The organism is Bacillus sp. JKS001846 (assembly GCF_900176455.1).
GTDB classification, from domain to species: Bacteria; Bacillota; Bacilli; order Bacillales; family Bacillaceae_G; genus Bacillus_A; species Bacillus_A cereus.
In genome coordinates this window covers 230600-242029 of sequence record NZ_FWYG01000001.1, presented here as the reverse complement: position 1 = coordinate 242029, position 11430 = coordinate 230600, and the positions used below count along the sequence as shown (strand labels likewise).

The following is an 11430-nucleotide window of genomic DNA, read 5'->3' as shown; positions in this document are numbered from 1 at the left end:
CTTTGATCATCAGTAGAAAGTGAGGCAGCATTAGAATGAAAGCAACTGGAATCGTACGTCGAATTGATGATTTAGGCAGGGTCGTAATCCCGAAGGAAATTCGTAGAACTTTACGTATTCGAGAAGGAGACCCACTAGAAATATTTGTTGATCGCGATGGAGAGGTAATTTTAAAGAAGTATTCTCCAATTAGTGAGCTAGGTGATTTTGCAAAAGAATATGCTGATGCTTTATATGACAGCTTAGGACATAATGTGCTTGTGTGTGATCGAGATTCTATCATCGCAGTATCAGGCGTATCGAAAAAAGAATACTTAAATAAAAGTGTTGGCGATTTAATTGAAAAAACGATGGAAGAACGAAAGTCTGTTATTATGACGGATGAAAGTGATATTTCCATTATTGATGGTGTAACAGAAAAGGTTCATTCTTATACAGTTGGACCAATTGTTGCAAACGGAGATCCGATTGGAGCCGTCATTATTTTTTCAAAAGAAGCTATTATAAGCGAGATCGAGCATAAAGCGGTTAATACTGCTGCCAGTTTCTTAGCGAAACAAATGGAACAGTAAGGGTATATTGATTTTAGAAGTAGCAATCTTTCCTAATTATGATCTTTCTTTTTGAGAAATCAATTATTTGGAGATATATGTATATTGAATGAAGGTAGCACTTTGCTACCTTTTTTCGTTGAATATTTTTAACGTGTAGGAACTCATTATTACCCGTGTTGGGAAGGGAGTTTGTTCTTTTCTTTATGATATAATACGAGAGGTGAGAATAGAAAAAGGAGTTTTCTTGTATGGAAGCGAAGAAGTATCAAGCCTTTTGGCGTGGGGCTATTATATTAACGATTGCAAGTTTCGTTACAAAAGTATTAAGCGCTTTTTACCGTATTCCATATCAAAATATAGCGGGGGATATTGGATTTTATATTTACCAACAAATTTACCCGTTTTATGGATTTTGTTTAATTTTAGCTACTTATGGATTTCCTGTTATCATTTCGAAAATGGTTGCAGAACGATTAGAGCGGGGAAAACAAAAAGAAGCAGAAGAAATTATTTGTGTATCTTTTTGGTTCTTATTAGGAATTGGTTTTATAGGCTTCTTTACATTGTTTTTTGGGGCCGAAACAATTGCGGTAGCTATGGGCGATATACACTTAGATAAGTTACTACGTGTTATTTCATTTTCATTCTTATTGATGCCATTTTTGTCTGTAGCAAGAGGGTATTTTCAAGGATTTAATAATATGATGCCAACGGCTGTTTCGCAAGTAATAGAACAAACAATTCGAGTTTCTATTATTGTATTTTTATCGCTATTCCTAATTGCTCACGGATTTGATTTATATACAGTTGGTGCAGGAGCTATGTTAGGCTCAATTGCGGGTGGTCTTATTGGGATTATTGTACTTATATTGTATATGCGTCAAGATTTTCGTTCTATATTCTTCAAAAGTGCAGCGAGAATTAAGGGTAAAAGGAAGATAGTTAAAATCCTTTTTTGGCAGGGGTTAGCGATTTGTGTTAGTAATTTAGTGCTTATTTTTATACAGATGGCTGATTCAGTGTCCTTTTACAGCTTACTTATTGGTGCGGGAGAACAGGCTGAAAATGCAAAGGTATTAAAGGGTGTTTATGATAGAAGTATTCCGCTAATGCAATTAGGTACTGTTGTGACGACTTCTTTCTCGTTGTCACTTATTCCGATTATTACAGCGGCGAAGGAAAGAGGAGATCTTTCCTTTATTCAAGAAAAGGTAAAGTTAGCAGTGAAAATAACATGTGTTATTGGACTTGCAGCAGCTATTGGACTAACTTGTATTATTCAACCTACGAATATTATGTTGTTTGAAAACAGTGATGGATCAGATGTTTTATCTATTTTATCGTTATCTATTTTATTTAGTTCATTGTCAATTACGACAGCTTCTATTTTACAAGGATTGGGACAAACGTTTAAGCCAGCATTATTTGTTGTATTTGGAGGTTGCTTAAAGTTAGCGTTAAATTATATATTCATGCCTTATTTTGGTGTGAAAGGTGCAGCCTTTGCGACTTTATGTGCGTTAAGTATAATCTCTGGACTAAATACTTTGTTGCTTACGAGAGCTGTATCAGGGTCACTTATCAATAAGCGAAATATGTTAGGGATAGTAATTAGTGGTATGTGTATGGGATTTGTATTAATGATGTTCACACGTGTGTTACAGATGTCTGGATTAGTAATTGATACGGAACATAGAGGAAGCGCGACACTTGAAGCGTTGTTAGGTGTAGCCATTGGCGGATTGACATATATGTTTTTTATTTTGAAATTACGTGTATTTACAAAAAAAGAATTAGGAACCGTTATGAAACAAGAGAAAAAAGAAGGTTCATTGAAGAAGAGTGGATAGAGGTGACTGGTTGTGAGTGGAATCATTACTATTTTAGGTTTAGGAGCTGGTGAATTAGATCAGCTAACGATGGGTGTATATCGAAAAATAAAAGAAGCAGACCATCTGTTTGTTAGAACGAAAGAACATCCAGTTATAGAAGAATTGGAGAAAGAAGGCGTACAATATACGTCTTTTGATGCTGTATATGAAGCACATGATACGTTTGAAATTGTATATGAAACAATTGCGAATAAATTGCTAGAACAAGCTGAAGGTACAGAAATTATCTATGCTGTTCCCGGGCATCCACTTGTAGCAGAAAGAACAGTTCAGCTACTGTTGGAAAAAGGAGAAGTTTCAAATATTGAAGTGCGAATTGAGGGTGGACAAAGTTTCCTTGATCCTATGTTTGCAAGTCTAAAGATTGATCCGATTGAAGGATTCCAATTACTTGATGCTACATCATTTGAAAGAGGGCAATTAGAACTGCGTCAACATTTAATCTTTTGCCAAGTATATGATGCATTCGTTGCATCTGATGTGAAATTAACATTAATGGAGATGTTACCAGATGATTATGAAGTGTATATCGTAACAGCTGCAGGAACTTCATTTGAACAAGTAAAGAAGGTACCGTTGTACATGTTAGATCATGAAACGGAATTGAATAATTTAACGAGTGTGTACGTGCCGCCAGTTCAGGAGCGTGCGTCCTTGTATCAACAGTTTGATGTTCTTAGAGAAATTATTGCGGAACTTCGTGGTCCAAATGGTTGTCCGTGGGATAAAAAGCAAACACATCAATCATTAAAGAGATATTTAATTGAGGAAGCTTATGAAGTGTTGGAAGCAATCGATGAAGAGGATGATGATCACTTAGTAGAAGAATTAGGTGATATATTATTACAAGTTATGCTTCATGCTCAAATCGGAGAAGATGAAGGTTGGTTCTCTATAGATGATATCATTCGAACTCTATCTGAGAAAATGGTTCGTCGCCATCCGCATGTGTTTGGAAATACGGATGTAAACAGCGCTGATGAAGTGATTGCAAATTGGGAAGAAATTAAAAAACAAGAAAAAGGATTCGTGAAAGAATCTGTTTTAAATGGCGTTCCCAAAAGTTTGCCGCAGTTACTACGCGCCTATGAAATTCAGAAGAAAGCTGGTAAGGTTGGATTTGATTGGGTTGATGTGCAACTGATGATAGAGAAAGCTTTGGAAGAATGGCAAGAGTTCCAACAAGAGGTTACAAATATGGATGAGAAAAAGATGCTGGGTGAGTTTGGTGATTTACTATTTGCATTTGTTAATATAGCTCGTCATTACAAAATAGATCCAGAAGAGGCGTTACGTTCAACTAATGAGAAATTTACTGGTCGTTTTTTATACATGGAGGCAAAAGTAGCTGAAATGAATAAAGAGATGAAAGATTTATCATTAGAACAGTTAGATGTTTTATGGGAAGAAGCGAAACAGACAGAGCGTTAATAGGGGGATTTGATATGCGTCTAGATAAGTTTTTAAAAGTATCACGTTTAATTAAAAGAAGAACATTAGCGAAAGAAGTAGCTGATCAAGGAAGAATATCTATTAATGGTCAAGTGGCAAAAGCAAGTTCTGATGTGAAAGTAGCTGACGAATTAACAATTCGTTTTGGTCAAAAAATAGTGACTGTGAAAATAAATGAATTAAAAGAAACAACTAAAAAAGAAGATGCAGCAAATATGTATAGCTTAGTTCGTGAAGAAAAAGTAAAAGCGGAAGAAGGCTTGTTCTAAAATCATTTATCCCCTCATACATTACTATTAGCTAGTAAAAACCTATGGGGGGATTTACGTGAATAATGGTTACTCACCTACGTCTTCTAATCAACAAAATGTTTCTGTAGAGCATGACATTATTATGCGTGGCAGGCGTATAATTGATATTACCGGTGTGAAGCAGGTAGAGAGTTTTGATAGCGAAGAGTTTTTACTAGAGACCGTAATGGGTTTTTTAACAATTCGTGGTCAAAATTTACAAATGAAAAATTTAGATGTGGAAAAAGGTATTGTGTCGATTAAAGGGAAAGTTAATGAGATGCTGTATATTGATGAAAATCAAGGGGAAAAAACTAAAGGTTTCTTTAGTAAGTTGTTTAAATGAGCTTAACAATTCAGTTGTATACAATGCTTTCAATGATTGGAATGGGTGCTTGGATTGGAGCGTCTTTAGATACATATCAACGTTTTTTAAAGCGCCAAGAACGTAAACGTTGGCTTGTATTTATACATGATATATTATTTTGGATTGTCCAAGCATTATCCGTCTTTTATGTATTGCTTCTCGTAAATGAAGCTGAGCTACGTATATATGTGTTTTTGGCATTATTATGTGGTTTTGCGGCATATCAAAGCTTACTGAAGGCACTATACATGAAGCTGTTAAATTTTCTCATCTATATTTTTATGCAAACAACATATTTTTTTGTTCGAATTATACAGCTACTCATGATAAAACCTGTTATTATTATAGCGCAGCTATTTATTGCATTTATATTATTCTTATTTCGTATACTGCTTTCAATTGGACATGTGTTATGGAAAATGGTGATTTGGATATTACTTTTCATATGGAAAGTTTTTTTCTGGCCTGTTCGATTTATTGCTTCGCTCATATGGAAACTTCTCCCTAATCGTGTTAAACTTTTTATAGTGAAACATATAGGGTTCCTGCAATATATAGCAAAATTGAAGGGACATATCTTCCAATTATGGGAGCATATAAAAAAGAAGTTAGGGGGACCTCGGAAATGAGGGAACTGAGACAAAGAACAATCGAAAAACAGAGTCCAAATCCTGTTAAAGAGCATATAATACAAACGGATGAGAACAGGAAGCGACTTTATCGCCGTTTAGCGGTTTTTCTTGTCTTTACTTTTACAATTATTGCGAGTATTAGTGTAACGTTTTATCAACAAAACAGTTCCATTAAAGCAAAAGAAGCAAAAGTTAAGGACATGAAAAAAGAACTGGATTCATTAACGAATAAAGAAAAAAGTCTAAAAGACGAAGTTCAAAAGTTAAATGATGAAGAGTACGTATTAAAGATTGCTAGAAGGGATTATTTCTTCTCTGGTAAAGGGGAGATAATTTTTCCTGTTTCTAAGTAGAGTATGTCTTATTGACACTATATTTTAGGATTATATATAATAAAGTAAAATTTGACTTTTTAACCACTAAGGAGGAGCATTTTTTTTATGTCAATCGAGGTAGGCAGCAAGTTACAGGGTAAAGTAACAGGTATTACAAATTTTGGGGCTTTTGTGGAGCTGCCAGAGGGCTTAACGGGTCTTGTTCATATTAGTGAAGTTGCTGATAACTATGTAAAAGATATTAACGATCACTTAAAAGTGGGCGACCAAGTAGAAGTAAAAGTTATTAATGTTGAAAAAGATGGAAAGATTGGTTTATCTATCAAAAAAGCGAAAGAACGTGAAAAAACAGAAGGAGATCGTCCACGCGGTGAATACCAACGCGGTGGTGATCAACAACGTTCTGGACGTCCACAACGTAATAATCGCTCTTTCAACAGAGATAATCGCGGTGGCGGTAACGACCGAGCTCCGAAAGAAACATTTGAGCAAAAGATGGCACGCTTCTTAAAAGATAGCGAAGATCGTTTAACTTCTTTAAAGCGTAACACAGAGTCTAAACGTGGTGGCCGTGGCGCGCGTCGCGGATAATAAGGACGTTTAGTTTTTAACATATAGAGAGGTACCCAGAGTGATGGCTCAGGGTGCTTTTTTATATGTTAAAAATATTTTTAAAAAAGTTTTTGAGATGTGTTGACTTTAATTAGTATCTGATGTAAGATACTAATTGTCCGTTAAATAAGACGACATGGCGGTGTAGCTCAGCTGGCTAGAGCGTACGGTTCATACCCGTGAGGTCGGGGGTTCGATCCCCTCCGCCGCTATATTTAATTTAACGGCCCGTTGGTCAAGTGGTTAAGACACCGCCCTTTCACGGCGGTAACACGGGTTCGAATCCCGTACGGGTCATCTAAAAAGATCATGCAAATTTGCATGATCTTTTTTTGTTAAATAAATTAAGATATACAACACTTCTACAAAATCACCCTATATTTTCTGAATATTTAATTAAAATCTCAAAAATAACTTACATACCGTGTATATCTGTAGAGTTATTTCGAATAAAAAGTCGAACGATTATAAAAGTGAAAACTGTTGTTTTGACAAAAAAACCAACAATCATCTTTTATAATGACAGTAATTAAACTATGCAGGTGGTGTTAAAAATATGCCTAAAGCAGGAAGGAATACTATGAATACAAGTGCATTGGCAATGAATGAGAGTCAGCTTGGAGGAATAAAGTGGACGAGTAAGTTGCGAATGAAATTTGAGCAAGTTTTCTTTAGATGGGGATTTATTATTGTTGTTATTGGTTTTCTTTTGGGACGAGCATATATATTAACAAATATTTTACCGTTTGCACTGCCATTTTTTGCTGCTGTTTATGTTATGAAGCGGGATAAGATGCCGCTAGCATTTTTAGCTCTAATGGGAGGAGCTCTTTCGGTATCGATAGATAATTTGTTTTTTACCTTTGCATCTATCTTTACCTTCTTCATTTATAATATCTTCTTTAGTCGATTTACACGTAAAACTGTTGGACTTGTTCCATTTCAAGTATTTATCTCCGCATTAACCGCACACTTAGTTGTTGTATATTTTGCGCAACAAACTGTCACCATGTACGATTTACTCGTTAGTACCATTGAGGCTGGGCTTAGTTTCGTATTAACTATGATATTTTTACAAAGCGTCCCGCTTTTAGTGGAAAGGAAAGGAAAACAACAGGCATTAGAGACGGAAGAAATTGTTTGTTTGATTATATTACTAGCATCTGTTTTAACGGGTACAACAGATTGGTTTGTATATGATGCTTCTATTCAACATATTTTTACAAGGTATTTAGTGCTAGTATTTGCATTTATTGCAGGTGCTGCCACAGGATCCACAGTAGGGGTTGTAACAGGACTAATATTAAGTTTAGCAAATGTGTCTAGCTTGTCTCAGCTTAGCCTTCTTGCTTTCTCTGGATTGCTTGGTGGATTGTTAAAAGAAGGGAAGCGTTTAGGTGTTAGTTTAGGTTTATTAATTGGGACAAGCTTAATTACATTATATGTGGACAAACAGACAAATATTGTAACAACTTTAATTGAGTCAGGTGTAGCGATTGTTATCTTCTTATTAACACCGAAGCTTGTTTTGGATCGTATTGCTAAATTTATGCCAGGTACACAAGAGCATTCGCAAGACCAACAACAATATTTAAGAAGGATGCGTGATGTTACAGCAAATAAAATCAACCAATTTGCAAATGTATTTGCTGCTTTATCTAATAGCTTTTCTGTATATGGGTATGTAGAGGAAGAAGATAAAGAGACAGAAGCAGATTTGTTTTTGAGTACAATTACTGCGAAAACATGTCAAACATGCTTTAAAAAGGATCAATGCTGGGTAGTGAATTTTGATAAAACGTACGATTATATGAAACAAATAATGAATGAAACGGAAGAAGGAACCCTGCAACATAATCGTAAATTAGTTCGTGAGTGGGACAAGCATTGTGTGAGAGGGAAAAAAGTGACGGATTTAGTAGCGGGTGAATTAGATCACTTCTATGAGGGACAAAAATTACGAAAACAAATGAAGGAAAATCGTAGAATAGTAGCGGAGCAACTATTAGGTGTATCAAAGGTTATGGAGGATTTTGCTAAGGAGATACAACGAGAGCGTGAAAATCATCAAGTGCAGGAAGAACAGATTATGCAAGCATTCCGTGATTTTGGTGTCGAAGTAGAGCATGTTGATATTTATTGTTTAGATAGAGGAAGTATTGATATTGAAATGTTAATTCCAGTTGCATCTAATGAACATGGTGAATGTGAAAAGTTAGTTGCACCGATGCTTTCGGATATCCTTAAAGAAAATATTGTCGTTAAACATGAAGAAAAGTCTTCTTATCCAAATGGCCATAGTTTAATATCATTTGGTTCGGCGAAGACGTATTCTCTTGATACAGGATTGGCTACAGCTGCAAAAGGCGGTGGATTTGTTTCGGGTGACTCTTATGCGATGATGGATTTAAGTGTTGGTAAATATGCACTTGCAATTAGTGATGGTATGGGGAATGGGCAAAGGGCTCATATGGAAAGTAAGGAAACGGTGAAATTATTACAAAAAATACTCCAATCGGGCATTGATGAAGAAATAGCAATTAAGTCTATCAATTCAATTCTTTCTTTGAGAACGACAGAAGAGATGTTTACGACGTTAGATTTAGCTATGGTAGATTTGCGGGATGCGAGTGCAAGGTTTTTAAAGATTGGATCGACGCCGAGTTTTGTTAAACGCGCAAATAATATTTTGAAAATTGAAGCAAGTAATTTGCCGATGGGAATCATTGAAGATGTTGAAGTTGATGTGGTGGGTGAACAATTAAAAACGGGCGATATTCTTATTATGATGAGCGATGGGATTTTTGAAGGAGCACAGCATGTGGAGAATCATGAATTGTGGATGAAACGAAAAATTAAAGAATTGCAAACCGAAGACCCGCAAGAAATTGCTGATATCATTATGGAAGAAGTGATTCGCTCTTGTGATGGTTATATAAATGATGATATGACTATTGTAGTGGCAAAAGTGAAGAAAAATATGCCGAAGTGGGCTACGATTCCGATTGTAGGAATGCAGGCGCAGTAAAATGTAAGTGGAATGTTTATCTATAATTTGATTTTAAAAACCTAGGTGAATACCTAGGTTTTTTTGTGGAAAAAGGTAATGTTATTAATTTTGTGAATATACACGGAGGATGTAAGATAAAAATGTAATTTTTGTATATCTTTTTTTTGCACAATGTTTGTAAAAGTTGTACCATTGTAGACAAGGCAACTAACGTTGCTGTTCTTGTTTAATGAAAGGTGATTACGAAGTTGAAAGATACATTTGTTGAAAAAGTAGATGACTTTGTAAAGCAGCATGATGTATTAAAGAATGATTCAACAATTGTTGTGGGAGTTTCTGGTGGTCCTGACTCGTTAGCGCTTTTATATTATTTATTAGAAAAAAGAGCGGAAAAACAGTTGAAAATTGTAGTAGCTCATGTGGATCATATGTTTAGAGGTGATGAATCTCATGAGGATTTACGGTTTGTGCAGGGCCTTTGTGAAGAACTGGGAATTATTTGTGAAACGATAAGGATTAATGTATCACAATATCAACAGCAATACGGAATGAATGCACAGGTTGCTGCTAGAGAATGCAGATATGCATTTTTGGAAAGAATAATGAAGAAATATGATGCAAGATATGTTGCTCTTGGACATCATGGAGATGATCAAGTCGAGACAATTTTAATGCGTCTTGTAAGAGGGAGTACTCCGAAAGGATATGCAGGAATTGCAGTGAAGCGTCCTTTTCATAATGGGTATTTAATTAGGCCGTTACTTGGGGTAACGAAGGAAGAAATTGTTGATTACTGTAATAAGCTAAATTTAATGCCACGTATAGATCCGAGTAATAAAAAGGAAGTATATACAAGGAATCGATTACGTAAATATGTCCTTCCTCATTTGAAAGAAGAAAATCCACAAGTGCATGAGAAATTCCAAAAATTTAGCGTGCAGATGCAAGAGGATGAGGCTTATTTGCAGGAATTAGCTTTTGAGAAAATGAATAAAGTAATTACAAAAAAAAGTGATAAACAAATTAGCTTATCAATTCCTGCCTTTGAATCCATGTCTATGCCTTTACAAAGAAGAGGGATTCAACTAATATTAAACTATCTTTATGAATATAAGATTCCATCTTCTCTTTCTTCCATACATATTGACAAGGTGATTGAGTTTTTTAAGCGGACACAACCTTCAGGTTCACTTGATTTTCCAGGTGATTTGAAAATTGTTCGTACATACGAGGAGTGTAGCTTTAGATTTAAACAAGAAATTGTTTCTCCTTTTTTACAAGATTTATCAGTACCCGGGACCATTACGCTATTGAACGGGGATGAATTTGTAACAGAGGTGAGCGAAGATATACCAAGTAACATGAATGAAACAGTATTTGTTGCTAAGTATAATGATATATCATATCCACTTCGTATTCGTTCTAGGGAAAATGGAGATCGCATGTCAATACAAGGTATGAATGGCACGAAAAAGATAAAAGCTATTTTTATCGAAGCAAAAGTACCGAAAGAAAAAAGAGAAGAATGGCCGGTCGTTTGTGATGCAAGTGGGACCATTATTTGGGTACCCTTGTTGAAGCGATCTGCATTTGCAATTTCGAAAGAGATGGCAAAGAAGGATAAATATATGATTATTCACTACAAAAGCAAGGAGTCTTCCGGGAGGATAATGAAATGATGAATCAAGATATCGAAAAAGTATTAATTTCTGAAGAGCAAATACAAGAAAAGGTGCGCGAACTAGGTGCAATTGTTGCAGAGGATTATAAAAACACAGTACCTCTTGCAATTGGTGTATTAAAAGGCGCAATGCCATTCATGGCAGATTTATTAAAGAGAACAGATACATATCTTGAAATGGATTTTATGGCTGTATCTAGTTACGGTCACTCTACAGTTTCAACAGGCGAAGTGAAAATTTTAAAAGATCTTGATACTTCTGTAGAAGGTCGCGATATTTTAATCGTCGAAGATATTATTGATAGTGGTCTTACACTAAGCTACTTAGTAGACTTATTCAAATATCGTAAAGCGAAGTCTGTAAAAATTGTTACATTATTAGATAAGCCAACAGGCCGTAAGGTTGATCTGAAAGCGGATTATGTTGGATTTACTGTTCCACATGAATTTGTAGTAGGATATGGATTAGATTATAAAGAGCAGTACCGTAATCTTCCTTATGTAGGCGTATTAAAACCAAGCGTTTACTCAAATTAATTAAATATAGGCTTCACAATTGTATAGGAAAGTTTTTCTATGTTACGATTTACTATAGTGTTTATGCC

11 protein-coding genes and 2 tRNA genes are annotated in these 11430 nt (G+C 35.3%); all 13 read left to right on the top strand.

Annotated elements, in window-relative coordinates; translation table 11 throughout:
- The first annotated feature begins 35 nt into the window (after positions 1–35).
- The 13 genes from spoVT (at position 36) to hpt (ending at position 11362) form a co-directional block, all read left to right on the top strand.
- On the top strand, positions 36–572 hold the full coding sequence (gene spoVT, locus B9A45_RS01415; protein WP_000648302.1) for a stage V sporulation protein T: 537 nt from the start codon (positions 36–38) through the stop codon (positions 570–572).
- A gap of 230 nt (positions 573–802) precedes the next feature.
- Positions 803–2404: a putative polysaccharide biosynthesis protein gene (locus B9A45_RS01410; protein ID WP_016111073.1), complete on the top strand. Its 1602-nt coding sequence runs from the start codon at positions 803–805 to the stop codon at positions 2402–2404.
- A 12-nt stretch (positions 2405–2416) separates the two neighbouring features.
- Complete coding sequence (gene mazG, locus B9A45_RS01405; RefSeq protein WP_084063813.1) at positions 2417–3877, top strand: bifunctional methyltransferase/pyrophosphohydrolase YabN; 1461 nt, start codon at positions 2417–2419, stop codon at positions 3875–3877.
- 14 nt (positions 3878–3891) lie between these two features.
- Positions 3892–4167, top strand: coding sequence for an RNA-binding S4 domain-containing protein (locus B9A45_RS01400; protein ID WP_001234876.1), 276 nt, complete (start codon positions 3892–3894; stop codon positions 4165–4167).
- A 58-nt stretch (positions 4168–4225) separates the two neighbouring features.
- Positions 4226–4534 (top strand): sporulation protein YabP, encoded by a 309-nt coding sequence (gene yabP, locus B9A45_RS01395; protein ID WP_001059104.1) that lies wholly within the window; start codon positions 4226–4228, stop codon positions 4532–4534.
- Positions 4531–5184 (top strand): spore cortex biosynthesis protein YabQ, encoded by a 654-nt coding sequence (gene yabQ, locus B9A45_RS01390; RefSeq protein WP_000059777.1) that lies wholly within the window; start codon positions 4531–4533, stop codon positions 5182–5184. Before yabP ends, yabQ begins: the two co-directional genes overlap by 4 nt.
- The gene (gene divIC, locus B9A45_RS01385; RefSeq protein WP_001208739.1) at positions 5181–5540 is read left to right on the top strand and encodes a cell division protein DivIC; all 360 of its coding nucleotides are present in this window, start codon (positions 5181–5183) and stop codon (positions 5538–5540) included. The genes yabQ and divIC overlap by 4 nt, the downstream gene beginning before the upstream one ends.
- 87 nt (positions 5541–5627) lie before the next feature.
- Entirely contained in the window at positions 5628–6113 is a 486-nt protein-coding gene (locus tag B9A45_RS01380) for a S1 domain-containing RNA-binding protein (protein WP_000021451.1), read from the top strand.
- 159 nt (positions 6114–6272) lie between these two features.
- Positions 6273–6346 (top strand) — tRNA-Met (locus tag B9A45_RS01375).
- Positions 6347–6359: 13 nt separating this feature from the next.
- Positions 6360–6431 (top strand) — tRNA-Glu (locus B9A45_RS01370).
- 259 nt (positions 6432–6690) lie between these two features.
- Complete coding sequence (gene spoIIE / locus B9A45_RS01365) at positions 6691–9162, top strand: stage II sporulation protein E (protein WP_001123552.1); 2472 nt, start codon at positions 6691–6693, stop codon at positions 9160–9162.
- 230 nt (positions 9163–9392) lie between these two features.
- Positions 9393–10823, top strand: a complete 1431-nt coding sequence (tilS, locus tag B9A45_RS01360; protein WP_000655467.1) for a tRNA lysidine(34) synthetase TilS — start codon at positions 9393–9395, stop codon at positions 10821–10823.
- Complete coding sequence (hpt, locus tag B9A45_RS01355; RefSeq protein WP_000981844.1) at positions 10820–11362, top strand: hypoxanthine phosphoribosyltransferase; 543 nt, start codon at positions 10820–10822, stop codon at positions 11360–11362. Before tilS ends, hpt begins: the two co-directional genes overlap by 4 nt.
- The last annotated feature ends 68 nt before the right edge of the window (positions 11363–11430 follow it).